General features: G+C 65.6%; 22 protein-coding genes and 1 pseudogene. 8 read left to right on the top strand and 15 right to left on the bottom strand.

The window, feature by feature from the left end:
- Window positions 1–130 precede the first annotated feature (130 nt).
- The gene (locus tag U5A57_RS18775) at window positions 131–742 is read left to right on the top strand and encodes a glutathione S-transferase family protein (protein WP_158756974.1); all 612 of its coding nucleotides are present in this window, start codon (window positions 131–133) and stop codon (window positions 740–742) included.
- A gap of 87 nt (window positions 743–829) precedes the next feature.
- Here the strand turns inward: U5A57_RS18775 and U5A57_RS18770 are convergent, their stop codons facing one another.
- The 3 genes from U5A57_RS18770 to U5A57_RS18760 all read right to left on the bottom strand — a co-directional run bounded on the left by U5A57_RS18770 (window position 830) and on the right by U5A57_RS18760 (window position 4,436).
- Window positions 830–2,437 (bottom strand): FMN-binding glutamate synthase family protein, encoded by a 1,608-nt coding sequence (locus U5A57_RS18770; protein ID WP_321913168.1) that lies wholly within the window; start codon window positions 2,435–2,437, stop codon window positions 830–832.
- A gap of 280 nt (window positions 2,438–2,717) precedes the next feature.
- Window positions 2,718–3,917 carry a tRNA 2-thiouridine(34) synthase MnmA gene (gene mnmA, locus U5A57_RS18765; protein ID WP_321913167.1) on the bottom strand — a complete coding sequence of 400 codons (1,200 nt, stop codon included), beginning with the start codon at window positions 3,915–3,917 and terminating at the stop codon, window positions 2,718–2,720.
- A gap of 12 nt (window positions 3,918–3,929) precedes the next feature.
- Entirely contained in the window at window positions 3,930–4,436 is a 507-nt protein-coding gene (locus U5A57_RS18760; protein WP_321913166.1) for an NUDIX hydrolase, read from the bottom strand.
- Between the two features lie 302 nt (window positions 4,437–4,738).
- On the opposite strand from U5A57_RS18760, the gene U5A57_RS18755 reads away from it, so the two are divergent.
- The 3 genes from U5A57_RS18755 to U5A57_RS18745 are packed head-to-tail and all read left to right on the top strand — an operon-like array spanning window position 4,739 to window position 7,688.
- Window positions 4,739–5,890 (top strand): Re/Si-specific NAD(P)(+) transhydrogenase subunit alpha, encoded by a 1,152-nt coding sequence (locus tag U5A57_RS18755; protein WP_321913165.1) that lies wholly within the window; start codon window positions 4,739–4,741, stop codon window positions 5,888–5,890.
- Window positions 5,891–5,903: 13 nt separating this feature from the next.
- Window positions 5,904–6,233, top strand: coding sequence for an NAD(P) transhydrogenase subunit alpha (locus tag U5A57_RS18750; protein WP_158756979.1), 330 nt, complete (start codon window positions 5,904–5,906; stop codon window positions 6,231–6,233).
- Window positions 6,234–7,688, top strand: a complete 1,455-nt coding sequence (locus U5A57_RS18745) for an NAD(P)(+) transhydrogenase (Re/Si-specific) subunit beta (RefSeq protein ID WP_321913164.1) — start codon at window positions 6,234–6,236, stop codon at window positions 7,686–7,688.
- A gap of 76 nt (window positions 7,689–7,764) precedes the next feature.
- On the opposite strand, the pseudogene U5A57_RS18740 reads toward U5A57_RS18745, so the two are convergent.
- Window positions 7,765–8,457, bottom strand: a pseudogene (locus U5A57_RS18740) (helix-turn-helix transcriptional regulator); the annotation flags it as partial.
- Between the two features lie 90 nt (window positions 8,458–8,547).
- Complete coding sequence (locus U5A57_RS18735; RefSeq protein ID WP_042262509.1) at window positions 8,548–8,937, bottom strand: VOC family protein; 390 nt, start codon at window positions 8,935–8,937, stop codon at window positions 8,548–8,550.
- A gap of 225 nt (window positions 8,938–9,162) precedes the next feature.
- Here U5A57_RS18735 and U5A57_RS18730 point away from each other — a divergent pair, with 225 nt between their 5' ends.
- On the top strand, window positions 9,163–9,954 hold the full coding sequence (locus tag U5A57_RS18730) for a glycosyltransferase family 2 protein (protein ID WP_321913163.1): 792 nt from the start codon (window positions 9,163–9,165) through the stop codon (window positions 9,952–9,954).
- Between the two features lie 69 nt (window positions 9,955–10,023).
- On the opposite strand, the gene U5A57_RS18725 is transcribed toward U5A57_RS18730, so the two are convergent.
- The 5 genes from U5A57_RS18725 to U5A57_RS18705 form a co-directional block, all read right to left on the bottom strand.
- The gene (locus U5A57_RS18725; protein ID WP_321913162.1) at window positions 10,024–11,340 is read right to left on the bottom strand and encodes a class I SAM-dependent RNA methyltransferase; all 1,317 of its coding nucleotides are present in this window, start codon (window positions 11,338–11,340) and stop codon (window positions 10,024–10,026) included.
- Between the two features lie 236 nt (window positions 11,341–11,576).
- Window positions 11,577–12,281, bottom strand: coding sequence for a PqiC family protein (locus U5A57_RS18720; protein WP_321913161.1), 705 nt, complete (start codon window positions 12,279–12,281; stop codon window positions 11,577–11,579).
- On the bottom strand, window positions 12,278–13,891 hold the full coding sequence (locus tag U5A57_RS18715; RefSeq protein WP_321913160.1) for an intermembrane transport protein PqiB: 1,614 nt from the start codon (window positions 13,889–13,891) through the stop codon (window positions 12,278–12,280). The genes U5A57_RS18720 and U5A57_RS18715 overlap by 4 nt, the downstream gene beginning before the upstream one ends.
- The gene (locus U5A57_RS18710; protein WP_321913159.1) at window positions 13,884–14,546 is read right to left on the bottom strand and encodes a paraquat-inducible protein A; all 663 of its coding nucleotides are present in this window, start codon (window positions 14,544–14,546) and stop codon (window positions 13,884–13,886) included. The genes U5A57_RS18715 and U5A57_RS18710 overlap by 8 nt, the downstream gene beginning before the upstream one ends.
- The gene (locus U5A57_RS18705; protein WP_321913158.1) at window positions 14,543–15,352 is read right to left on the bottom strand and encodes a paraquat-inducible protein A; all 810 of its coding nucleotides are present in this window, start codon (window positions 15,350–15,352) and stop codon (window positions 14,543–14,545) included. Before U5A57_RS18705 ends, U5A57_RS18710 begins: the two co-directional genes overlap by 4 nt.
- A gap of 384 nt (window positions 15,353–15,736) precedes the next feature.
- Between U5A57_RS18705 and U5A57_RS18700 the strand changes: the two genes are divergently transcribed.
- Both U5A57_RS18700 and U5A57_RS18695 read left to right on the top strand, forming a co-directional pair.
- Window positions 15,737–16,336, top strand: a complete 600-nt coding sequence (locus U5A57_RS18700) for a YceI family protein (protein ID WP_321913157.1) — start codon at window positions 15,737–15,739, stop codon at window positions 16,334–16,336.
- Window positions 16,337–16,375: 39 nt separating this feature from the next.
- Window positions 16,376–16,951 carry a YceI family protein gene (locus U5A57_RS18695; protein ID WP_321913198.1) on the top strand — a complete coding sequence of 192 codons (576 nt, stop codon included), beginning with the start codon at window positions 16,376–16,378 and terminating at the stop codon, window positions 16,949–16,951.
- Window positions 16,952–17,037: 86 nt separating this feature from the next.
- Here U5A57_RS18695 and secF read toward each other — a convergent pair whose 3' ends face one another.
- The 5 genes from secF to queA all read right to left on the bottom strand — a co-directional run bounded on the left by secF (window position 17,038) and on the right by queA (window position 23,192).
- Complete coding sequence (secF, locus tag U5A57_RS18690) at window positions 17,038–17,988, bottom strand: protein translocase subunit SecF (protein WP_321913156.1); 951 nt, start codon at window positions 17,986–17,988, stop codon at window positions 17,038–17,040.
- A gap of 15 nt (window positions 17,989–18,003) precedes the next feature.
- Window positions 18,004–20,061 carry a protein translocase subunit SecD gene (secD, locus tag U5A57_RS18685; protein ID WP_321913155.1) on the bottom strand — a complete coding sequence of 686 codons (2,058 nt, stop codon included), beginning with the start codon at window positions 20,059–20,061 and terminating at the stop codon, window positions 18,004–18,006.
- A 167-nt stretch (window positions 20,062–20,228) separates the two neighbouring features.
- Entirely contained in the window at window positions 20,229–20,558 is a 330-nt protein-coding gene (yajC, locus tag U5A57_RS18680; protein ID WP_028201984.1) for a preprotein translocase subunit YajC, read from the bottom strand.
- Window positions 20,559–20,777: 219 nt separating this feature from the next.
- Window positions 20,778–21,989, bottom strand: coding sequence for a tRNA guanosine(34) transglycosylase Tgt (gene tgt / locus U5A57_RS18675; RefSeq protein WP_321913154.1), 1,212 nt, complete (start codon window positions 21,987–21,989; stop codon window positions 20,778–20,780).
- A 141-nt stretch (window positions 21,990–22,130) separates the two neighbouring features.
- Window positions 22,131–23,192 carry a tRNA preQ1(34) S-adenosylmethionine ribosyltransferase-isomerase QueA gene (gene queA, locus U5A57_RS18670; RefSeq protein ID WP_321913153.1) on the bottom strand — a complete coding sequence of 354 codons (1,062 nt, stop codon included), beginning with the start codon at window positions 23,190–23,192 and terminating at the stop codon, window positions 22,131–22,133.
- Between the two features lie 122 nt (window positions 23,193–23,314).
- Between queA and recG the strand changes: the two genes are divergently transcribed.
- Window positions 23,315–25,726: an ATP-dependent DNA helicase RecG gene (recG, locus tag U5A57_RS18665; protein WP_321913152.1), complete on the top strand. Its 2,412-nt coding sequence runs from the start codon at window positions 23,315–23,317 to the stop codon at window positions 25,724–25,726.
- The last annotated feature ends 10 nt before the right edge of the window (window positions 25,727–25,736 follow it).

Below are 25,736 nucleotides of genomic sequence, written 5' to 3'. Positions count from 1 at the left end.
CGCCACTGCCGCCGAGGTTGTCTCCTGCCTACATCATTTGTAGGAAAAATCCTGCACTGCAACAGACGGCACGTCAGAAAAATACGAATCCAACGTATACTTCGGCCGGATTCCAGAAAAGGCAGGTGGTATGAAACTTATCGGTTCGCTCGGCAGCCCGTATGTCCGCAAGGCGCGGATCACGCTCGCTGAAAAGAAAATCGACTACAAGCTGGTGCTCGAGAACGTGTGGGGCGAGGAAACGGAGATTCACGATTTCAACCCGCTCGGCAAGGTGCCGTGTCTCGTGATGGACGACGGCGAGGCCGTGTTCGACTCGCGCGTGATCTGCGAGTACGTCGACATGCTTTCGCCCGTGGCCAAGCTCATTCCGCCCGCAGGCCGCGAGCGTATTGAAGTGCGTTGCTGGGAAGCGCTCGCCGACGGCATGCTCGACGCGACCGTGCTGATCCGCCTCGAAGGCACGCAACGCACGCCGGAGCAGCGCAACGAGGCCTGGGTAAAGCGCCAGGAGCGCAAGATCCACGAAGGTCTCGCCGCGATGGCCAAGGGACTCGACGGCAACCCGTGGTGCGCGGGCAACCGCTACACGATCGCGGATATTTCCGTGGGCTGCGCGCTCGGCTATCTCGACTTCCGCATGCCGGAGCTGAACTGGCGTGAGGCGCATCCGAATCTCGCGCGTCACTTCGAAAAGCTCTCGCAGCGCCAGTCGTTCATCGACACGGTGCCGCAAGGCTGATCGGCAGTTCATAGACAGCCGATGCAAAAACGCCCGACGGCATTGCGTGCCGCCGGGCGTTTTCGCGTCAGTCGCACCTCGCCTTCCTCAAGCGATCTTTTCCTCCGCCGGCGCGAATGAATCGCTGCGCGCGACCGGCCACCACTTCTCGTACAGCTGATAGCGATAGCGGCCTTCGAGCAGATCGCCGGGCTTCAGGTACTTGAGCAGTTCCGACATCAGCTTCACCTCGTACGACGACACGCGCCGCACGATGTGATGCGCACGCAGATCCGACGGGCTCGAAAGGCCAGCGGCCTGTATCAGCTCTTGCAGCGCGTGCAGCGTGTTGTGATGGAAGTTGAAGACGCGCTCGCCCTTGTCCGGCACGTTCAGCGCGCGTTGGCGCACGGGGTCTTGCGTGGCGACGCCCGTGGGGCAGCGGTCCGAGTGGCACTTCTGCGCCTGGATGCAGCCTACCGCGAACATGAAGCCGCGCGCCGAGTTCACCCAGTCCGCGCCGATCGCGAGCGTGCGTGCGATATCGAACGCGGTGATGATCTTGCCGCTCGCGCCGATCTTGATCTTGTCGCGCAGGCCAATGCCCACGAGCGTGTTGTGCACGAGGAGCAGCCCTTCCTGCAGCGGCGTGCCGATATGGTCGGTGAATTCAAGCGGGGCCGCGCCCGTGCCGCCTTCCGCGCCGTCCACGACGATGAAGTCGGGCAGGATGCCGGTTTCGAGCATCGCCTTGGCGATGCCGAAGAACTCCCACGGATGCCCGATGCACAGTTTGAAGCCCGTGGGCTTGCCGCCCGAGAGCTTGCGCAGACGCTCGACGAATTCGAGCAGCCCGCGCGGCGTGGAGAATTCAGAGTGGCGCGCGGGCGAGACACAATCTTTGCCAATGGGAATGCCGCGCGTTTCGGCGATCTCGGGCGTGACCTTCGCGGCGAGCAGCATGCCGCCATGGCCGGGCTTCGCGCCCTGCGAGAGCTTCACCTCGATCATCTTCACCTGCGGTTCGTTCGCGAGGCGCTGGAACTTGTCGGCGCTAAAGGTGCCGTCGTCGTTGCGGCAGCCGAAGTACCCCGAGGCGATCTCCCAGATGATGTCGCCGCCATTCTCGCGGTGATACTTCGACATCGAGCCTTCGCCCGTGTCGTGTGCGAAGCCGCCTTTCTTCGCGCCCATGTTGAGCGCGCGGATCGCGTTGGCCGAGAGCGCGCCGAAGCTCATCGCCGAAATGTTGAAGATCGACATCGAGTACGGCTGCGCGCGGTTCGCGCCTACGAGCACGCGGAAGTCGCTGCCCGCGAGCTTCGTGGGCGCGAGCGAGTGGCTGATCCATTCGTGGCCCACGGCCTTCACGTCGAGTTCGGTGCCGTACGGGCGGCTGTCCACCGCGTTCTTCGCGCGCTGGTAGACGAGGCTGCGCTGGGCGAGCGAGAACGGCTTTTCGTCGGTGTCGTCCTCGACGAAGTACTGGCGGATCTCGGGCCGCACGAACTCGAACAGAAAGCGCAGATGGCCCCAGATCGGGTAGTTGCGCAGGATCGCGTGGCGCTCCTGGAACATGTCGTAGACGCCGAGCGCGACGAGCAGCACCGGCACGATCACGCAGTACCACGACAGGTGATGGAGGGCAGCCGCGGCGACGCAGGCTGCAAGCAGCAGCACCGCGCCCCACATGGCGAGATAACGTCGGGAAAACATTGGGGGGACTCCTCGAACTTGATGTAATGCGCGCCCTTGTGCGCTCCTCTCGTGAAGGGGCGGTGCGCGTGAGCCGCGCGGTTGCCGGGCGCGGCTTGCGGGAATGATGCCGCAAGTTCGTGAATCTGGCTGGGAGGCGGGCAAGAAGCGGGCAAGAAGCGGGCAAGAAGCGGGCACGCCGTTTGATCGGTGTCTGGCAGGTGTCGAAAGACGCCAAAAAAAACGCGGCGCCCAGGGCGCCGCGCAGTGTTCTCTTACGTTTTGCTTGACGGTGCTTGCGTCACGCCGTCGTGGCTGCAGCGGGCTTCTTGCGCGCTACGCGCTTCTTTTTCTTCGGCGCTTCGGGCGGCAGTACCGCGGGCACGTGCGGCGCGAGCGTCGTCACCGCTTCGATGATGCCACCGCCCAGGCACACGTCGCCGTCATAGAGCACCGCCGACTGGCCGGGCGTCACGGCCCATTGCGCATCGGGAAAACGCAGCGTGAACTGGCCCGCGCCGAATTCGTCTGCGGTGTGGAACGAGCAGGGCGCATCCGCCTGGCGATAGCGCGTTTTCGCGCCGCACGCATGGTCCTGCGCCGGCGGCTCGCCCGCCACCCAGCTCACATTGCCCGCACGCAGTTCGTGCGCGAGCAGCCACGGATGATCGTGGCCTTGCACGACGTAGAGCGTATTCGAGGCGATGTCCTTGCCCGCGACGAACCACGGGTCGCCGCTGCCGTCCTTGCTGCCGCCAAGACCAATGCCCTTGCGCTGCCCGAACGTGTAGAACGCCAGGCCAATGTGCTCGCCCACGACCTTGCCATCGGGCGTCATCATCGGGCCGGGTTGGGTCGGCAGATAGCGGTTGAGGAAGTCGCGGAACGGCCGTTCGCCGATGAAGCAGATTCCTGTGGAATCCTTCTTTTTCGCGTTCGGCAGGCCGATCTTCTCGGCGATCTCGCGCACCTTCGTCTTCGGAATCTCGCCGAGCGGGAACATCGTCTTCGAAAGCTGCGCCTGGTTCAGGCGATGCAGGAAGTACGACTGATCCTTCGTGTGGTCGAGCGCCTTCAGCAGTTCGAAACGACCGCCACGCTCGTTGTTCTGACGCACGCGCGCATAGTGGCCCGTGGCGATCGTTTCCGCGCCGAGCGACATGGCGTGGTCCAGAAAAGCCTTGAACTTGATCTCGGCGTTGCAGAGCACGTCCGGGTTCGGCGTGCGGCCCGCGGAATACTCGCGCAGGAACTCCGCGAACACGCGGTCCTTGTATTCGGCGGCGAAGTTCACGGCTTCCACGTCGATGCCGATCAGGTCCGCGACCGACACCACGTCGATCCAGTCCTGGCGCGTCGAGCAGTACTCGCCGTCGTCGTCGTCTTCCCAGTTCTTCATGAAGAGACCGACGACGTCGAACCCCTGCTCCTTGAGCAGCCATGCGGTCACCGACGAATCGACGCCGCCCGACATGCCTACCACGACCTTACGTTTGCTCATTTCGTTGCTGCCTTAACTCAACTTGGGTGCGACCTGGGGTGCCGCTTTCGGTGCTGTCGCGTGCGTCTGGATGAAATCCAGCGGCACGCGCTTGCCTGCGAGGTAATCGTCGACACAGCGCATGACGAGCGGCGTGCGATGGCGCTCGCTCGCCGCGCGCAACTCGTCGGCGCTCATCCACACCGTGCGCACGATGTCAGGATCGAGCGCGCGGTTTTCCGGCTCGACTGCGACACTGCCGCAGTACGTGAAGCGCACATACGTCGCGCCGCTTTCTCCCGGCTTGCCGAAGTGCGTCATATACACGCCGACCAGCGCCTCAGGTGTGAACGCATGTGCGGTTTCCTCGAGCGTTTCGCGTATCACCGCCTCGTGCAGCGTTTCGCCCGCTTCCAGATGGCCGGCGGGCTGGTTCAGACGCAGGCCGGCTGGCGTGTGCTCTTCGACGAGCAGAAAACGCCCGTCGCGCTCGACGATCGCGGCCACGGTGACGTGGGGTGCCCAGGTTTCCTCATTCATGGGCCGGTATTTTACCGGGACGCCGCAAACGCTGCCCGGGGCCGGATCAGGCCCCCGGGCGGCGCAACGGGGGCGCATGCCCGGCTCGCCTGGTACTGCCGACCGTCCGGTCGGACGACGCAGCGTGTTGTGTGCATCGCACAAAAGCGGGCAATTCCCGCTACAAAGCCGCCGCCGCTTTCGGTTAAAGTGGTGCCGTCGTTTGCCGTTGCAATGGATGCCGGCGCCTGAATGCCGTCGGTCTCCCTTCGCTCGATTCGAGCCAGAACAGCTAGAACAAGAAGGTCGAGGAGGAAACAACGATGCATATCGGAGTGCCTGCAGAGACGCGGGCGAACGAAACCCGCGTGGCCGCGACGCCGGAGACAGTCAAGAAGTACGTCGCCCAGGGTCACACGGTCACGATCCAGGCCGGCGCGGGTGCCGGCGCGAGCTATCTCGACGAGGCCTACACGGCCGTGGGTGCGCAGGTCGCCGACGCGGCCACGGCCTTCGGCGCGGACCTCGTGCTCAAGGTCCAGTCACCCACCGTCAGCGAATTGCCGTTCATGAAGCGCGGCGCGGTGCTGGTCGGCATGCTCGATCCCTTTAATGCGGAAAACGCCGCGAAGCTGGCCGAGGCAGGCGTGACGGCCTTCGCGCTCGAAGCCGCGCCGCGTACCACGCGCGCGCAAAGCCTCGACGTGCTGTCGTCGCAGGCCAACATCGCCGGGTACAAGGCGGTGCTCGTGGCTTCGAACCTGTATCCGCGCTTCATGCCGATGCTCATGACCGCCGCCGGGACGGTGAAAGCCGCGCGCGTGCTGATTCTCGGCGCGGGCGTGGCGGGCCTGCAGGCCATCGCCACGGCGCGGCGTTTGGGCGCGGTGATCGAAGCTTCGGACGTGCGCCCGGCGGTAAAGGAACAGATCGAGTCGCTCGGCGGGAAATTCCTCGACGTGCCCTACGAAACCGATGAAGAGCGGGAAGCCGCCGTCGGCGTGGGCGGCTACGCGCGGCCCATGCCGCCATCGTGGCTCGCGCGCCAGTCGGCGCTGGTGCACGAGCGCGCCAGGCAGGCCGACATCGTCATCTCGACCGCGCTGATCCCGGGCCGCGACGCACCGACGCTGCTGCCTTCCGAAACCGTGCAGGCAATGAAGCCGGGCTCGGTGGTGATCGACCTCGCGGCAGGACGCGGCCCCATTGCCGAGCAGGCAAGCGGCCGGCGCGGCGGCAACTGCCCGCTCACCGAGGCCGACAAGGTGGTGACGCACCACGGCGTGCAGATCTGCGGCTACACGAACCTCGCCTCGATGGTCGCCGCCGACGCCTCCGCGCTCTACGCGCGCAACCTGCTTGACTTCCTGAAGCTGATCGTCACGAAGGAAGGCACGCTCAACATCGATCTCGCGGACGACATCGTCGCGGCCACGCTGCTGGCCCGCGACGGCCAGGTCACGCGCAAGACATAAGGGGAGAACAGGAATGGAAGTCATCAACCATACCGTCATCAACCTGATCATCTTCGTGCTGGCCGTGTACGTGGGCTATCACGTGGTCTGGAACGTCACGCCCGCGCTGCATACGCCGCTCATGGCCGTGACCAATGCGATCTCGGCGATCGTGATCGTGGGCGCGATGCTCGCCACCGGGCTTACGGTGGGCGGCCCGGGCAAGTTCTTCGGCACGTTCGCCGTGCTGCTCGCGGCCGTGAACGTGTTCGGCGGGTTCCTCGTCACGAGGCGAATGCTGGAGATGTTCCGCAAGAAGGAGCCGAAAAAGCTCTCCTCTCCTGCCAGCAAGGAGGGTGCGTAAATGAGCATGAACGTCGTTACGCTGCTTTACCTGGTGGCGTCGGTCTGCTTCATCCAGGCGCTCAAGGGGCTGTCCAACCCGAAGAGCGCGCGCGCCGGCAACGTGTTCGGCATGGTCGGCATGGCCATCGCCATTCTGACTACCCTTGCGCTGATCGTGAAGGAGTCCGCACAGTTCGGCTCGAATCTCGGGCTCGGTCTCGCGCTGCTGTTCGCGGCGCTCGTGGTGGGCGGCGGCCTTGGGGCTTATGTCGCCGCGCGTGTCGAGATGACGAAGATGCCCGAACTCGTCGCGGCCATGCACTCGCTGATCGGTCTCGCGGCGGTGTGCATCGCGTATGCGGTCGTCTCCGAGCCGGCAGCGTTCGGGCTGGTCGCAGAAGACGCGCCGTATCCGGGCTTCCTGCCGTACGGCAACCGCATCGAACTGTTCATCGGCACGTTCGTGGGCGCGATTACGTTCAGCGGCTCGGTCATCGCGTTCGGAAAGCTCTCGGGCAAGTACAAGTTCCGGCTGTTCCAGGGCGCGCCGGTGGTCTATCCGGGCCAGCATCTGATCAACCTGATGCTCGCGATCGGCATGGTCGGCTTTGGCATTCTGTTCTTTCTCACGCAGTCGTGGCTGCCGTTCATCATCATGACGCTGATCGCGTTCGCGCTGGGCGTGCTCATCATCATCCCGATCGGCGGCGCGGACATGCCGGTGGTCGTCTCGATGCTGAACTCGTACTCGGGGTGGGCGGCGGCGGGCATTGGCTTCTCGCTGAACAACGCCATGCTGATCATCGCGGGGTCGCTCGTGGGTTCTTCGGGCGCGATTCTGTCGTACATCATGTGCCACGCGATGAACCGCTCGTTCTTCAACGTGCTGCTGGGCGGCTTCGGCGGCGAGGCAGGCGCGGCGGCGGCGGGCGGGGCGCAGGAGCAGCGTCCGGTGAAGTCGGGTTCGGCCGATGATGCCGCGTTCATGCTCGGCAATGCGGAGAGCGTCGTCATCGTGCCGGGCTATGGCCTCGCGGTGGCGCGCGCGCAGCATGCGTTGAAGGAACTCACCGACAAGCTCGTCGAAAAGGGTGTGGACGTGCGCTACGCGATCCACCCGGTGGCGGGCCGCATGCCAGGCCACATGAACGTGCTGCTCGCGGAAGCCGAAGTGCCCTACGACCTCGTGTTCGAGATGGAGGACATCAACAACGAGTTCGGCCAGACCGACGTCGTGCTCGTGCTCGGCGCGAACGACGTGGTGAATCCGGCCGCGAAGAACGATCCGAAGTCGCCCATCGCGGGCATGCCGATCATCGAGGCGTACAAGGCGCGCACGATCATCGTGAACAAGCGCTCGATGGCGGCGGGTTACGCGGGCCTCGACAACGAGCTGTTCTACATGGACAAGACGATGATGGTCTTCGGCGACGCGAAGAAGGTGATCGAGGAGATGGTGAAAGCGGTGGAATAAGCGCCGCTTGCTGCAAACCCACACGAAAGGCGCGCAGCGATGTGCGCCTTTTTCAATTCCGGGGTGCCGTTGCCGCTCATAGTGAAGGCGCATTCACGCGGCGCAAATAGTCGGCGAGCCGCCGCCCGCTCACGTCGGGAAATTGCTCGAGCACTTCCACGTTTTCCATGCGCGCGATGTTGAAGTTGCGAAAGTCCTCGCGCATTTCGCACCACGCGCCCACGGTCCACTGCGCGCCCCAGTACACGAGCCCAAGCGGCCAGATGCGCCGCTGCGTATGCGCGCCAATACGGTCGCAGTACGCGAAGCGCACGACGAGCCGCGTGTCGACGGCGCGATGCAGCGCGTCGAGCTTGTCCGAGAATGCGTGATCCATGTGATACGCCGGTGCGAACACGGCAAGCCGTTCCAGCACGGCGCGCTTTTCCGCCGGCATGGCCGCGGCGATCTTCGCGAGCGCGCCGCGGGCGCCGCTCGCGAGCGCCGCGCCGCCCCACGACTCGGCCATGCGTGCGCCCACGGCGAGCGCGGTGAGTTCGTCGGCGGTGAAGGTGAGCGGCGGCAGGCTCGCCGTGCGCGCGAGCCGGTAGCCAATGCCCGCCTCGCCTTCGATGGGCACGCCCGAGAGCTGCAGGTCGCGCACGTCGCGATAGACCGTGCGCGGCGAGACTTCGAGCCAGTCGGCCAGCTGCTGGGCGGTAGTGAGACGCCGGCCGCGCAGCAGTTCGGCGATGCGAAAAAGGCGGTCGGCGCGGCGGGTCATGGCTGGGCGGTTGCGAAGGCGGGCGCGGTGATCGGCGCGGTGTTCGGGATAGCTACAGATGATAGCGCCGGGCGCGCGCGCGGCGCCCGGTCGCGATCAACCGAGCTTCGGTGCGTGCAGGCCGACGCGGTTGCCTTCGGTATCGATGAAGAAGCCGATATAGCCGTAGTTGTTCGGCAACTCGACAGCGGGCCCCTGCTGCTTGCCGCCGGCTTTTTCCACGCGGTCGAGCACGGCCGTGACCGAAGGCTGGGCGTTCAGATACACGAGTACGCCCTTCGGATCGGGCTTCGCGTCGTGCGGATTGAACACGATGCACCCGCCCGTTTCAGTATCGGTGTGAGCGAACAGCGCCATCGGGACGCCGCCGACCACTTCGCGCTGCAGCGCAGTGTCGAAGGCGGTTTCGTAAAAGCGGGCGGCACGCTCCAGGTCGTGCGCGGGAATTTCGAACCACGAGATCACACGGGACAGATCGGTAGACACGGTGCACTCCTCGAAGGCAACGGCGGACGGTGAATGGCGGCAGCCAGGCGGCGGCAGCCTCGCCGGATGGCGTAGAAGCAGTGTGCCAGGGGGCTGCTGACAGCGTGTTGTCAGTAGGTTTGGCGCGCCGCGCCGGTCGAGCCTCGGCGGCTGTTTCGAATGTTTTCGAGAGAGGCTTCGGCGCGTCTCTGCTGTAATCGAAGAGTTCGATATCCCCGCATCCGCATGTCTCCCACCGTCTCGATCATTACGCCCACGGGCAACCGCGAAGCTTTTCTGCCGGCCATCTGGCGCTGCATCCAGCGACAGCGCGTGGCGTGGGAATGGCTCATCCTCGACGACAGCCCGCAGCCCAGCGCCTTCCTGAGCGCGCTCGCGAAGCGTGACGCGCGCGTGCGCTACTACTGGTCGAAAACGCGCATGTCGATCGGCGGCAAACGCAACTTTCTTGTGAACGAGGCGCGCGGCGCGCTGATTGCCCACTTCGACGACGACGACCACTACGCCTCGCACTATCTCGCGGGTATGGTGCGCATGCTGGAGGAGAACGGTGCGGACCTCATGAAGCTCGCGACGTTCTGGATGTTCGCGCCGCATACGCGCTTCTTTGGCTACATGGACCTGAACGCGCGCGTGGGGCTGCACTATGTGCTGACTGGCAATAGCGTCGCGACGGTCGAGTTCCACGACAAGATGAAGATCGGCGCGGACTTCATCCTTTTCTACGGGTTCTCCTACGTGTATCGCAAGGCGCTTTTCGAAGAAGCGCGCTTCGACGATATCGACCTGAGCGAAGACGAGAGCTTCATCCGCCGCATAGTCGAAGCGGGCCGCAAGGTGCTCGCGGCGGACGACACGCAGGCGAGCTGCCTGCACCTGATCCATCCGGCTTCGACCTCACGGTGCTTTTCGCGCTATTCGATGCCGGCGTTCACGGTGCCGAAGATGTTTCCGGAGTACGAAGGGTATCCGTTGGCGCTGAACGCGCCGGACGCGCCTGCAGTGGCGCAGGGCTGAGCCACGCGCGGCGCGGCGGCGGGTGAAATCCTCACCCGCCGTGCGCGCCGTGCGCGCCGTGCGCCAGTGTCAGCTGGCGTTGTCGTTGCCGGCAGCGGGGTTCGCGCCGCCGCTGGCCGGACGCTGACGCACGCTGCCCGCGATCAGGTCGAAGCGGAACAGGCGGCATTCGAGCGCGCCATTGAAGAGCGGCGTCTTGGCGGCTTCGCGCAGGCGCAACAGGCCCGGCAGCTTGCGGTCCGAGGTGAGGACGAAGGCGCGCCAGCCCGTGAAGCGCTGCTTGAGCGCGTCGCCGAGCGCCTGGAAGAACTCGGCGTCGGGTGCTTCGTCCTTGGCGCGGCGGAATCCTTCATCATCGTCGCCGCGCAGCTCGCGCGCCGTCGGGCGCGCCTCGCCGCGCGCATTGCGGCCCCGCACTTCGATACGCTCGCCGTACGGCGGATTGGCCACGAGAATGCCGGGCGCAGCCGAGGGCGGCGTCATGTTGCGCGCGTCGAGCTGCTTGAGCGCCACATTGCCGAAGCCCGCGCGCTTGAAGTTCGCGCGGGCCTTTTCCAGCATGACATCGGAGATGTCGCTGCCATAGATCAGCAGGTCGCTGGTCTTGCTTTGCGCGAGATTGCGCGCGGTGTTCGCCTCGCTCTTGAGGTGCCGCCACGCGGCCATGTCGGCCTGCTTGAGCGACTCGAAGCCGAAGCGGCGATCGAGCCCAGGCGCGATGTCGAGCGCGACTTGCGCCGCTTCCGCGAGGAAGGTGCCGCTGCCGCACATCGGGTCGTAGAGCGGCGTGCCGGGCGTCCAGCCCGTGAGGCGCAGGATGCCCGCAGCGAGGTTCTCGCGCAGCGGGGCAGCGCCCTTGTCCAGACGCCAGCCGCGCTTGAAGAGCGGCTCGCCCGAAGTGTCGAGATAGAGCGTGCACTCGTTTGCGGTGAGGAAGGCGAAGATGCGCACATCAGGGTAGGCGGTATCGACGCTCGGACGCGCACCGGCCTTTTCGCGCATGCGGTCGCAGATCGCGTCTTTCACGCGCAGCGTGGCGAATTCGAGGCTGCGCAGCGGCGACTTGATCGCGGTGATGTCGATGCGGATCGTCTCGTTCGCCGAGAACCACTTCTCCCACTGCTGCTCGCGCGCGAGCGCGTAGATGTCCTGTTCGCTGCGGTAGGGGCGCTGCGCGATCTTCAGCAGCACGCGGCTCGCAATGCGCGAATGCAGGTTGGCGGCGATGCCGCCGGCCCAGTTGCCGCGGAAATGCACGCCGCCGGGCACCTCGGCGCCGACCTGGAGTGCGCCGGGCGGCAGGCGCCGTTGCGCGGTTTCGGCCAGTTCGGCGGCGAGCGCGGCTTCGAGGCCGCGCGGGCAGGGGGCAAAGAAATCGAAAGACATGAACGAGGATGGGACGCTGCGGGGAAGGCGCTATTGTACGCGGGTTGCGGGGGCGGCCAGGCCTGCATGCCGCCTCCGCTGCGGGAGATCGCTCAATGCCCGCATGTGGCCGCCATTTGCCTCGTCACTTGCCCTGCGCCGGACGCAATGCGTGCGGGCTCTTTTTATTGGCTCCCGATCACTATCGGAGCCTACGGATCAGGCACGCCTTAGGTCCCCGTCAGCAAGCCGCCAACTCAGCCAACGACGGCCGCCATCTGCGGACAGGCGACGCTCGGCGCCGGTTTCGCGCGCGCGCCGGCCTTTGCGCCATTCGCTGGCGTGCTCACGCGCGGTGCGGCCGCGAGTGCACGCACGCCGCTCGCGATCGACTGTGAGAGCGCCTCGACCGCCTGCCGGTGGCCGATTACAAGCGCGTCGTAGCCGTCGCCCACCTTCTCGTTGAGCACGCTTCGGCAGGTCAGGACTGTTTCCGTGTTGAGTGCGCGCACGCTCCACACGGCGTCGATCAGCGCATGCGAGCCCGGCCACGATTCGAAGCGCTGCACATTCACGCTTACGCGGTACACGGGCACGCCCTCGGGATGCGGTGAGCCGTACACGTCGATGGTGCCGAGCTGCTGCGTGAGGTCGCCCGAGAGTGCGCGGCGGATCTCGTCGCCAGGCATCGAAGCCCAGCGCTCCTGCTCGAGTACGCGCACCTGGTTGGCGTCGGTTTGCACGACCATCTGCGCTTTGGCGACCTGCGGCGGAACATCCACGGGGGCCAGCTCGATCAGCCACTGCGCGTTGCCCGCGCTGGGCGCGGCGATGGTGCGAGCGGTGTCGTCGGTCGGGCTGAGCGTATAGAACCGGCTGGCGGGCGAACTGCAGCCCGCCAGTGCGGCTGCGATGACCAGCGCGCCGAGCGTGGCAAGAGAGGGGACGCGTCGGAACGTCATGGCTTGTCTCCAGATTTGCCGCGCAGCAGCGATTCGGGATGGCGCTCCAGGTAATCGGCGAGCGCGTTGAGCGATTGCAGCGTACGCGTGAGTTCCTGCATCGCCTGGTGCACGTCGGACTGCAGCGGCGAATCCTGCTGCAGTGTGGACTGCGCGGCGTTGAAGGTCTTCTGCGCTTCGTCGAGCGTGCCTTGCAGCTGCGGCAGGATCTGCTCGTTCACCTTGCCGAACAGCTGGTTGGCGTTCTTGAGCGACTCGTTCAGGTTGTTGCCGATCTTGTCGAACGGAATCTGGTTGAGCTTCTTCGTGATGTCTGCCACCTGCTGCTGCAGCTCTTCGAGCGAGTTCGGCACCGTCGGCAGTTCGAGCGGATCGTGGTTGAAGTCGATCGTCGCCGGCCCCGCCTTCGGGAAGATGTCGAGCGCAATGTAAAGCTGCCCCGTGATCAGGTTGCCGGTGCGCAACTGGCCGCGCAGGCCGCGTGCGACGAGCCGCTTGATCAGCTCCTGGCTTTGCGGCGTGTGCGGCGCGGGCGCTTCGCCGCGGATGCGGCGCGACAGGCGCAGCGGGTAGAGGTCGATCGTCACGGGCATCGTGAAGTTGTGCTGTTTCGGGTCGTACTCGATGCCGATGTCGGTCACCTGGCCGAGCACGATGCCGCGGAAATCGACCGTCGCGCCAACCGAAAGGCCGCGCAACGACTGGTTGAAGTACATGACCACGCGTTGCGGCGCGCCGTCCGGCTCGCGCATTGCCTCGGTCTCGTCGGAGGCAAGCGCGAAGGTGGCGTTGTCGGGCGCCTGCGGGCCCATGGACTGGCCGGCCGGCGCCTGGAACGCGAGGCCGCCCACCACGATCGTGGCAAGCGACTGCGTGTTGACCTTGATGCCGTTCGAATCGAGCTGCACGTTCACGCCGCTCGCGTGCCACCAGCGCGTGTTGGTGCCCACGTACTGGTCGAAGGGCGCGCTCACGAACACCTGCACCGTCACGCCGGTGCCGTCCTTGTCAAGCGAATAGCCTGTGACCTGACCAACCTGAATGCGCCGGAAGAAGATCGGCGTGCCGATGTCGAGCGAGCCGAGTGTCGCGCTATGCAGCGTGTAGCGATGCCCCTTCTCGTCGATGGTTACGGCGGGCGGCGCCTCCAGCCCGACGAAATCGCTTTGCGAATCCTGCGAGCGGCCGGCGTCCGCGCCGATATACGAGCCCGAGAGCAGCGTGGTGAGGCCCGAAACGCCGCTTGCGCCCACGCGCGGGCGCACGACCCAGAAGCGGCTGTCCTTCACGGCGAATCGTTCGGCGTCCTTGGTCAGCTCGACCGTGACGATCACATGCGAAAGGTTGGGCGAGAGCTTGATCGCGCGCACCGAGCCAATGTCCACGTCCTTGTACTTGACCTTGGTCTTGCCGGGCTCGAGCCCTTCGGCGCTCACGAAGCTGATCGTGATGGTCGGCCCGCGCGTGGCGACCGACTTCACGACGAGCGCCACGCCGATCAGCGCCGCGACGATCGGCACGATCCAGACGAGCGAGGGGAGCCAGCGCCGCGGCTTGACGATCTCCGGCTCCGGCAGATTGGGCGGGGTCGGTCCTTTCGGACTATTCATGGGGTTGATCCTGAGAGTGTTGCGCAGGTTTGTGTTTGTCTTCGTCCACCGGATCCCAGATCAGGCGTGGATCGAACTGCATGGAGGCGATCATCGTCAGGATCACGACCGAGCCGAACGCGATCGCGCCGGGGCCCGCCGTGATGACCGCAAGCGACTGGAAGCGTACCAGCGCGACGGTTAGCGTGACAACGAACACGTCAAGCATCGACCAGCGCCCGATGAATTCGACGAGCCGATAGAGCTTCGTGCGTTCGACCGGCCGCCATTTCGAGCCCCGCTGCGACGTGAACGCGAGCAGCGCGAGCACCGAAAGCTTGAGCATGGGAACGAGAATGCTCGCGATGAAAACGATCACGGCGAGCGGCCAGTCCCCGGAGGTCCAGAAGTAGACCACGCCGCTCATAATGGTGTCGTCCTCGTCGCCGACGAGCGAGGACGTATGCATCACGGGCAGCAGGTTCGCGGGAATGTAGAGCAGCGCCGCCGCAATGAGGAGCGCCCACGTGCGCATGATGCTGTCCGGGTTGCGCTCGTGCACGGGCGAGCCGCAGCGTGCGCAGCGAACGTGCTGGCGCTCGCGCTCGTGTGGCTGCACGTGCCCGCAGGCGTGGCAGGCGATGTAGCCGGCGTCGGTGGCGGTCTGGTATTTCATCGGGGCCCCTTGGGGAGCGGGCCGCCGCGCGGCGGCGCCGGGTCTTGCGCGCCTGCGCCTGGCGCGCGGATCTCGGGCTCGGCGAGCGGGTGGGGCGCGGCCGGCGACGGCGTTTGCGGCGATTGTGGCGATTGCGGACCGTCGGCGCCGCCCGCCTGCGCGCCCGGACCCGCGCCGCCCTCGCGCGCCGCGCGTGCGGCGTCGCGCAGGCTGTCGGCGATGTCCCAGAGCGTGCGCGCGTCGAACGTGACGACCACGGTGAACATCAGCGTGAGCGTGCCGAAGGCGAACAGCGCGGTTTCGGGAATGACCCGCGCGAGGCTCACCATTTTCACGATGGTGATGAGCACGCCCAGCATGAACACCTCGAGCATGCCCCAGGGCCGCACGAACTGGATGGCGCGCAGCACGAAGTTAAAGCCTGGCGGAATGAAGCCGCGCCGTATCGGCAGCAGGACGTAGAGCAGCGCCACCATCTCCGTGAGCGGAAAGAGGATGGTTGCGCAGAACACGATTACCGCGATGATCTCCATGTCCTCGTGCCAGAGCACCACGAGGGCGCCGAACAGGCTCGACTCCGTAGTGATACCGTTCGCATCGAGCTCGATGATCGGGAACGACTGGGCGATGATGAAGGTGACGAGCGCCGCGATAGTCATGGCGCAGATGCGGTCGATCTGGGACGCGGCGCTGCTGTAGAGCGTGGCGCCGCAGCGCGAGCAGCGCGCTGTCTGGCGGCCGAGCAGCCGCGGTTTGCGGTAGAGCGCGTCGCAATCGTGACACGCGATCAGTTTGTCCTGGGCCATGCGGGCAGGTGACGCAAAACGACGTGAACGAAAGACGCGCGACGGCGGCGCGCATGCCGGAAGGTGCTGACAGCGCCTCGCGCCATGTTACCAAACGCGCCCGGCGGCGTGCCGCAACGAGCCGCGGGCCCCGGACAGGTCCGCCGCGCAGCAGGCGGCCGGGTGCGACAGCCGGGCGGCGCTCGCCCGCGCGACGAGCGGGCTGCGAGTGTGCCACGTTTGCGCCGTTCTCGCGTGCGAGGACCGCAGTGACCGGGCGCTTATCTGCAGATGTTTGCTGTCACTCAAACTGGATTATCTTTCGGGCATGGGACAGGATGGCTGCGGAACGTGGCCGAAGCCAGTTCACGAAGCGAACGACTACGCAATCAAGGCGAGACGATCATGGAAGCATTGTCGAGGTGGATTCGTTCTTATCGGTGGCAGCCGGCCGTCCGGGCCGCGGCGCTGTGTGCCGGGGCCGCTGCGGCGCTGCTCGCGGGCGGGGCCGCCCACGCGCAACTCGACGCGGCGAAGAGCACGATCGTTGCCGTGTCGCGCCAGATGAACGTGCCCGTGCAGGGCAGCTTCACGAAGTTCGACGCGCAGATCGACTTCGACCCGGGCAAGCCCGCGGGCGGCACCGCGAAGATCACGGTCGACACGGCGAGCTATGATCTGGGCGATCAGACCTACAACGATTCGGTGCGCGGGCCCGAATGGTTCGACGCGAAGACGTTCCCGCAGGCAACCTTCGTCTCGACCGCCGTCACGTCGACCGGAACGAACCAGTACAGCGTGAGCGGCAAACTCACGATCAAGGGGCATACGCAGAACGTGGCCGTGCCCGTCGTGCTCACGCAGCAGGGCGGGACGCAGACGTTCGACGGCACGCTGCCTGTCCATCGGCTCGCCTTCGAAATCGGCACCGGCGAGTGGAAAGACACCTCGATCGTCGCCGACGCAGTGCTGATCAAATTTCATATCGTCGTCGCGCACAAGTAGAACGACGGCTTCAAGGAGATGCCTTTGAACAAGCTCGTCATGATGGCCGCTGGGGCCGCCGTGGTATCGCTGGCCGCCTTGGTGACGCAAGCCGCACGCGCCGCCGACACTTACCAGCTCGATCCGAATCATACGTTTCCGAGCTTCGAGGCTGATCACTTCGGCGGCCTTTCCACGTGGCGCGGCAAGTTCACGAAAACCACGGGCACGGTCACGCTGGACCGCGCGGCGAAAACGGGCACCGTGGACGTGACGATCGATCCGGCATCGATCCAGACCGGCAATCCGCAGCTCGACCAGCATCTGGTGGGCGACGACTTTTTCGATGTCGCGAAGTACCCCACGGCCACCTACAAGGGCACGCGCATCGTCTTCAACGGCGATACGCCCAAAGAGGTGATCGGCGAGTTGACGCTGCACGGCGTGACGCGGCCGCTCAAGCTCGAGATCGCGTCGTTCAAATGCATGCCGCACCCGGTGCTCAAACGCGAGGTGTGCGGCGTGGAGGCCGAAGCCGCATTCAACCGCGACGACTTCGGCATGGACTCGGGCAAGAAGTACGGCTTCAAGATGAAGACCACGCTCCATATCCAGGCCGAAGGCATCAAGCAGTAGGCAGGAGGGCGGAGCGGCGAAGGCCGTTGCGTATGCACGAAAAAAAAGCCGGTTCGTGAGAACCGGCTTTTTTGCTGGTGCGCCGCTTAAACCTGCGCGCCCGCGTTCGGATCGTTCGGATCGAACTTTTCCTTCTTGTCCTTCACGAGGTCTTCGCGCTTCACGCCGAGCCACATCGCGAGCGCCGCCGCGACGAACACCGACGAGTAAATGCCGAAGAGAATACCCACCGTCAGGGCCAGCGCGAAGTAGTGCAGCGTCGGGCCGCCGAAGAAGAACATCGAGAGCACCATCATTTCCGTACAGCCGTGGGTGATGATGGTCCGCGACATCGTGCTCGTGATCGCGTGGTTGATGACTTCGGTGACGCTCATCTTGCGTTCGCGCCGGAAGGTTTCGCGAATCCGGTCGAAGATAACGACCGATTCGTTCACCGAGTAGCCGAGCACGGCGAGCACTGCCGCGAGCACCGAGAGCGAGAACTCCCACTGGAAGAACGCGAAGAAGCCCAGAATGATCACGACGTCGTGCAAGTTCGCGATCACGCCGGCCACGGCGTACTTCCATTCGAAGCGGAACGACAGGTAGATGATGATGCCCGCCACCACGCAGGCGAGCGCGAGCAGGCCGTCGGTGGCGAGTTCCTTGCCGACCTGCGGCCCGACGAACTCCACGCGCTGCAACTGCACTTGCGGGTCCGCCGCCTTGAGCGTGGCCATCACCTGGTCGCTTTGTTGCGCCGAGCTCAGGCCCGTCTTGAGCGGCAGGCGGATCAGCACGTCGCGCGAGGTGCCGAAGTTCTGCACCTGGGCGTCGCCGTAGCCGATCTTCGTGAGCGAGTCGCGCAGCGGCTCGAGCTGCACGGCCTGCGGGTACTGCACTTCGATGACCGTGCCGCCCGTGAACTCGATCGACAGATGCAGGCCACGGTGGAAGAGGAAGAACACCGCCGCAATGAAGGTAATCAGCGAGATCGCGTTGAAGATCAACGCGTGCTTCATGAACGGGATGTCTTTGCGGATGCGGAAAAATTCCATGTTCTTGACTCCGTATCAGCGGGACGAGCCGGTGTTGTTGCCCGAACCGCCGGTGCCGCCCTGGGCGTCGCGGCGGCGCACAACCGGCTTGGCGCGCGTGGCGCCCTTCACACCGGCCTTGGCCGGTTCGCGCTTCGCGGCGTTTGCAGCGACCGCGCGGCCCGTGTCCGTGCCGGCGTCGGCGCCTGCGAGCGCGGGCGTGCCTTCGTCGGGTTCCGGACGCCACACCTGACCTACCGCGAGCGACTTGAGCTTCTTCTTGCCGCCGTACCAGAGGTTCACGAGACCGCGCGAGAAGAACACGGCCGAGAACATCGACGTGAGAATGCCGATACAGTGCACGATCGCGAAGCCGCGCACCGGGCCCGAACCGAACGCGAGCAGCGCGAGACCGGCGATGAGCGTGGTCACGTTCGAGTCGAGAATCGTCGCCCAGGCGTGCGCGTAGCCGTTCTGGATAGCCAGCTGCGGCGGCGCGCCGTGACGCAGTTCTTCGCGCACGCGCTCGTTGATGAGCACGTTCGCGTCGATGGCCATACCGAGCGCGAGCGCGATAGCCGCGATACCCGGCAGCGTGAGCGTGGCCTGCAGCATGGAGAGCACCGCCACGAGCAGCAGCAGGTTCACCGAAAGGCCGATCATCGAGATCGCGCCGAACAGCATGTAGTACGCGATCATGAACACGGCGATGGCGGCGAAGCCGTAGATCACCGAGTCGAAACCCTTGCGAATGTTGTCCGCGCCAAGGCTCGGGCCAACCGTGCGTTCCTCGATGATGTCCATCGGCGCGGCAAGCGAGCCTGCGCGCAGCAGCAGCGCGAGGTCGGCGGCGGCCTGCGGCGTGGGCTGGCCCGTGATCTGGAAGCGGTCGCCCAGTTCCGACTGGATGGTCGCCACCGTCAGCACTTCGCCCTTGCCCTTTTCGAACAGCACCATCGCCATCGGCTTGCCGATGTTGTCGCGCGAGACGGCGCGCACCGCGCGGCCGCCCGCCGAGTCGAGGCGGATGTTGACCGACGGACGCTGATGCTCGTCAAAGCCCGCCGAGGCGTCGATGATGCGGTCGCCGGTGAAGATCACCTGCTTGCGCAGCAGCACCGGCGCGGCGTTGCCTTGCGTGAACAGCTCGTCGCCCGGCGGCACCGGCGCGTTCACGTCCGGATGCAGGCCCATCGGGTCGGCGAGGCGCGCTTCGAGCGTCGCCGTGCGGCCGATGATGTCCTTCGCCTTCGCAGTGTCCTGCACGCCCGGCAGCTCGACCACGATACGGTCGTCGCCTTGCTGCTGGATCACGGGCTCGGCCACGCCAAGCTCGTTCACGCGGTTATGCAGCGTCTGGATGTTCTGCTTGAGCGCGGCCTGCTGAACCGCCGTCTTCACGGCCGGCGTGAACGTGCCGACGAGCTGCACGCCGCCTTCGGGGTTGTTCTGCGAGGCCCACTGCAGCTCGGTAATGCCGCCCGAGCCCGCGAGGACCTTGCGCGCCTGCTCGGCCACGTCGGCGTCGGCGAAATTGACGACCACCGACTGGTTCACGCGGTTCACGCCGCCGTCGCGGATGTTCTTGTCACGCAGGAGCGTGCGCACGTCGGAAGCGTCGGAGTCGAGCTTCTTGTTGAGCGCGCCGTTCATGTCGACCTGGAGCAGGAAGTGCACGCCGCCGCGCAGGTCGAGGCCGAGATACATCGGCAGCGCGTGCAGCGAGCTGAGCCAGCGCGGCGAGGCGCTCTGCAGGTTCAGGGCGACGATGTACTGCGGGTCGCTCGGGTCGGCGTTCAGCGCGTGGTTGAGCGCGTCTTTCAGGCGCAGCTGCGTGTCCGTGTCGGCGACGCGCACGCGGATGTTCGCGTTCATCGACGAGTTGTCGAACGTGAGGTCGGTCGCCTTGATATTGTTCGCGGCGAGTGCGGCTTCGACCTGGGCAAGCGTGCCTGAGTCGAGTTTGACCGTGGCCTTGCCGCTCGACACCTGGACCGCGGGCGCTTCGCCGAAGAAATTGGGCAATGTGTACACGAAGCCGATGACGAGCGCCACCAGCATCACGACATATTTCCAGAGGGGATAACGGTTCATTGGTTGACCCAACGGGGGAGGGGAATGGCCTTAAGCGCTGCGTGCGCGTCCGGCGTTGCCTTCGGGGCGTTCCTGCATTGACGTTTTCTGGTCAGTGGCTGCGAGGGCGGGCCGGGCGCGCGAGGCCGTTCTTTCGGAGGCAACGGCCTCGATGATGCAATGAAGCTTTACAGCGACTTGATCGTGCCCTTCGGCAGGATGGTCGAGACCGACGACTTCTGCACGGTGATTTCCGTGCCATCAGCGATTTCGACGCCCACGTAGGCTTCGCTGACCTTGGTCACCTTGCCGACGATGCCGCCGCTCGTGATCACTTCGTCGCCCTTGGCCATGGCCGAGAGCATGTTGCGATGTTCCTTCTGACGCTTCATCTGCGGACGGATCATGATGAAGTACAGCACGGCGAACATCAGAATGAGCGGCAGGAAGCTCATGAGGCTCGATTCGGCACCACCTGCTGCACTGCCTTGCGCGAAGGCATTGGAAATGAACGACACGTTGGTCTCTCCGTTTTTTACGATCAAAAAGCGAGCCGGTTATTCTACCACCGGCATTCATCGCGACGATGACGCAAAATAGGCTTTGCGATCAAGTGCTTATCTCGAATCCCGCCCCGGCGCGACATGCTTGTGCGTGAAACCGGGGTGGGTCGAGCGCAGCGAATGCCTTCTCTGCGCCAAGTTGCGAAAGGTTATTGTAATGTCTGGCGGCTGGCCTCAGTCCACGCCGCGTGCGCGCTGCTCGGCGAAGCGCTGGCGGAACGCCGCGAACGTCTTCGTTTCGATGGCCGCGCGCATCTCGCTCATCAATTCCAGGTAGTAATGCAGATTGTGGATCGTGTTGAGCTGCGCGCCGAGGATCTCGCCCACGCGGTGCAGATGGTGCAGGTAGCCGCGCGTGAAGTTGCGGCAGGTGTAGCAGCCGCATTGCTCGTCGAGCGGGCGCAGCGAGTTGCGGTGCACGGCGTTGCGGATCTTGATGTCGCCAAAGCGCGTGAAGATCCAGCCGTTGCGGGCATTGCGCGTGGGCATCACGCAGTCGAACATGTCGACGCCCGCGGCCACGCCCGCCACCAGGTCTTCCGGCGTGCCCACGCCCATCAGGTAGTGCGGCTTGTCGGCGGGCAGCTTCGGCGCGATGTGTTCGAGCACGCGCATCATGTCTTCCTTCGGCTCGCCCACCGAAAGACCGCCGATCGCGTAGCCGTGGAACGGCATCTGCGAGAGGCCGGCGAGCGATTCGTCGCGCAGGTCCTCGAACATGCCGCCTTGCACGATGCCAAAGAGCGCATTCGGGTTGCCGAGACGGTTGAATTCGTCGATCGAGCGCTGCGCCCAGCGCATCGACATGCGCATGGAGTCGGCGGCTTCCTTGTGCGTGGTCGGCACGCCGTTGGTCGCGTAGGGCGTGCACTCGTCGAACTGCATGACGATGTCCGAGTTCAGCACTTTCTGGATCTGCATCGACACTTCGGGCGAGAGGAACAGCTTGTCGCCGTTCACGGGCGACGCGAAGCGCACGCCGTCTTCCGAGATCTTGCGCAGGTCGCCGAGCGAGAACACCTGGAAACCGCCCGAATCCGTGAGGATGGGCCGGTTCCAGCCCATGAAGCGGTGCAGGCCGCCGTGCGCCTCGATCGTTTCCAGACCCGGGCGCAGCCACAGGTGGAAGGTGTTGCCGAGGATGATCTGCGCCTTCATTTCCTCGAGCTCGCGCGGCTGCGTGGCCTTCACGGTGCCGTAGGTGCCCACGGGCATGAAGATCGGCGTTTCGACCACGCCGTGATTGAGCGTGACGCGCCCGCGGCGCGCGAGGCCGTCGGTGCCGAGCAGCTCGAATTTCAGGCCGTTTTGCGGGCGTTCGCCCACGAGTTGACCCAAATAAGCGCCGTGTTCGGCGCGTGCGTTGTTTTGATGACCGTCGGTCATGCGTGGACTCCTGTGCAACCGGCGCTCTGCGTGGGACTGGCGTAAGCGCTAAAGCGCTAACGCCAGTCGACAAGTCCGGCGCAGGTAGTGAAACGCCGCCGCGCGTGTGCAGATCGCGTGACGGCCTGGAAAGCGTGGGTGTTACTTGTTCAGCGCGTCGTTGGTTCTGGTGAGCAGCATCGCATCACCGTAACTGAAGAATCGATACCGCTCGGCAATCGCATGACGATACGCCGCGCGGATCGTTTCGATGCCCGCGAATGCCGATACGAGCATCAGGAGCGTCGATTTCGGCAGGTGGAAGTTCGTGACGAGCCGGTCGACTACGCGGAACGTGTACCCAGGCGTAATGAAGATATCGGTTTCCGCCTGCGTGGCCGTGAGTGCGCGGCCTTCGCGGTCGGCGTCGCGCGCGGCGGCTTCGAGCGCGCGCATCGAGGTCGTGCCCACCGCGATCACGCGCCCGCCGCGCGCGCGCGTGGCGGCGATCTTGTCGACGAGCGACTGCGGCAGCTCGTACCACTCGCTATGCATCTTGTGCTCGTCGATGTTCTCCACGCGCACCGGCTGGAACGTGCCCGCGCCCACGTGCAGCGTGAGCGTGGCGCGCTCCACGCCTTGCGCGTCGAGTTGCGCGAGCAGGGCGTCGTCGAAGTGCAGGCCCGCCGTGGGCGCGGCCACCGCGCCCGGATTTTGCGCGAACACCGTTTGATAGCGCGTTTCGTCGCTCGCGTCGGCGTCGTGCGTGATATAGGGCGGCAGCGGCAGACGGCCGTGTTGCTCGATGAGCGTGAGGCAGTCGTCGGGAAAGTGCAGCGTGTAGAACTGATCGACGCGCTCGCCAACCGTCACCTCGAACGCATCGGCGAGGCGCAGCACCGTGCCGGGGCCCGGGCTCTTGCTCGCGCGGATCTGCGCGAGCGCCGTGCGTGCGCCGGTCAGGCGCTCCACGAGCACCTCGATCTTGCCGCCGCTGGCCTTCTGGCCGAAGAAACGCGCCTTCAGCACCTTGGTATCGTTGAAGACAAGCAGGTCGCCCGGCGCGATGCACGCGGGCAACTCGGAGAAGCGGCGGTCGGTGAAACGCGCAGGTTGCGTGGTGTTGTCGACCTCCAGCAGACGGCTCGCGCTGCGCTCGGGCAGGGCGGTCTGCGCGATCAGTTCCTCGGGGAGGTCGAAATCGAAATCGGAAAGCTTGAACATGCGGCCTGAAGTAACGGAAATGCGCCGGAGGCCCGGCGCGCGGCGGCTTTACTGGGCCGAACCGCCAAGCGGTTGCGCCCCCAAAAGCGGCTGCAATGGCCGCCCACGTTCAGTGAGCGGCTATGATTGCGGGACATGCGCTTGTGCGACATGCGCCCGATGGCAAAGGCCGTCGCGCTGCACGCGCCGCGCCATGCCGGAAAGCCGATATTGTACTTGCGAAGCTGCCCATGCCCTCATCCGTTAGCCGATTGATGTCCGAACCCGATGCCGCGAGCGACGCGCCCGACGACGCGCGCCTGCCCGAGGATGGCGCGCGGACGCGGCAACAGGAGGCGGCGCAAGGGGCCGCACCGCCCGCGCGCAAACGCGCCAGCAAAAAAACGGCAGAAAAGGGCGCAGATGCGGCCGCAGAAAAAGCCGCGGCCAAAGACAAGCCCAAGCTCACCAAAACCGCCGACCGCCTCGCGAAACTCGGCCTGCGCAGCGACATCGATCTCGTGCTGCATCTGCCGATGCGCTACGAGGACGAAACCACGCTCACGCCCATCGGCGAACTGCTGCCGGGCGGCATCGCGCAAACCGAAGGCGTGGTGTTCGACAACGAGATCGCCTACCGTCCGCGCCGCCAACTGGTCGTGAAGCTCCAAGACCACAACGGCGACGAACTGCATCTGCGCTTCCTGAACTTCTATGGTTCGCAGGTCGCGCAGATGGCGATCGGCAAGCGTCTGCGCGTGCGTGGCGATGTGCGTGGCGGCTTCTTCGGCATGGAGATGGTGCATCCGGCCGTGAAGGTCGTGGAAGGCGACGCGCCACTGCCGCAGGCGCTCACACCGGTGTATCCGTCCACTGCGGGCGTGAGCCAGGCGTATCTGCGCAAGGCGATCGACAACGCGCTGTCGCGCGCGCATTTGCCCGAACTCCTGCCCGAAGCCGTGGCGCACGAGTTCATGGCGCCGCTGGACGTGCCGCCGCTCATGGACGCGGTCAAGACCCTGCACCACCCGCCCGTGAACGCCGACGAGTACGCGCTCATCGAAGGCACGCATCCCGCGTGGACCCGCATCAAGTTCGAGGAACTGCTCGCGCAGCAACTCTCGCTCAAGCGCGCGCACGAAGAGCGCCGCACGCGCGCGGCACCCGCCATGGCGCGGCATGTCGCGGGGCGCAAGAGCGAAGAGACGCTGCTCGCGCGTCTGCGTGGCGCGCTGCCGTTCACGCTCACCGGCGCGCAGGAGCGCGTGGTGGCCGAAATCGCTCACGATCTCGAACAGCCGCACCCGATGCAGCGCCTGCTGCAAGGCGACGTGGGCAGCGGCAAGACCGTGGTCGCGGCGCTCGCGGCCGCGCAGGCCATCGACGCGGGTTACCAGGCCGCGCTCATGGCGCCGACTGAAATTCTCGCGGAACAGCACGCGCGCAAGCTGCGCGGCTGGCTCGAGCCGCTCGGCGTGCAGGTGGCCTGGCTCGCGGGCAGCCTGAAGGCGAAGGAAAAGCGCGCGGCGCTCGAAGCCGCGGCGCTCGGCACGGCGCAGCTCGTGATCGGCACGCACGCGATCATTCAGGAGGCCGTGGAATTCGCGCGCCTCGGCCTCGTGATCGTCGACGAGCAGCATCGTTTCGGCGTCGAGCAGCGACTCGCGTTGCGCGCGAAGGCGCAGAACGCGCGGTTGCCAACGCAGTCTCCGGATCAGGCGCATCGCGAGTTCCAGCCGCATCAGCTGATGATGTCGGCCACGCCCATTCCGCGCACGCTTGCGATGACTTACTACGCGGACCTCGACGTCTCCACCATCGACGAGCTGCCGCCCGGCCGCACGCCGATCCTCACGAAGCTCATTTCCGACGCGCGCCGCGAGGAAGTGATCGCGCGCGTGCGCGCGGCGGCGCTCACGGGTCGTCAGGTGTACTGGGTATGTCCGCTGATCGAGGAAAGCGAGACGTTGCAGCTGCAAACGGCCGTCGAGACTTATGAAACGCTCGTGGCCGCGCTGCCGGAACTCACCGTGGGCCTCGTGCACGGCCGCCTCGCTTCCACGGACAAGGCCGCGGTCATGGACGCGTTCTCACGCAACGAAGTGCAACTCCTCGTGGCGACGACGGTGATCGAAGTGGGTGTGGACGTGCCCAACGCCTCGCTGATGGTGATCGAGCACGCCGAGCGCTTCGGCCTCGCCCAGCTTCACCAGTTGCGCGGGCGCGTGGGGCGGGGCAGCGCCGCTTCGGTGTGCGTGCTGCTCTATACGGGGCCCTTGTCGCTCACGGGCCGCGCGCGTTTGCAAACCATGCGCGAAACGACCGACGGCTTCGAGATCGCGCGCAAGGACCTCGAAATCCGCGGCCCCGGCGAATTCCTTGGCGCGCGTCAATCCGGCGCGGCGATGCTGCGTTTCGCGAGCCTCGAAAACGACGCATGGCTCATCGAGCCCGCGCGCGGCGCCGCCGATCGCCTGCTGCACGAGTTTCCGCACGTCGTCACGCAGCATCTGAACCGCTGGCTCGGCGCGCGCGAACAGTACCTGAAAGCGTAAATAGACCATT

The organism is Paraburkholderia sp. J11-2 (assembly GCF_905220185.1).
Taxonomy (GTDB): domain Bacteria; phylum Pseudomonadota; class Gammaproteobacteria; order Burkholderiales; family Burkholderiaceae; genus Paraburkholderia.
This window is presented reverse-complemented; position numbering and strand designations above follow the sequence as displayed.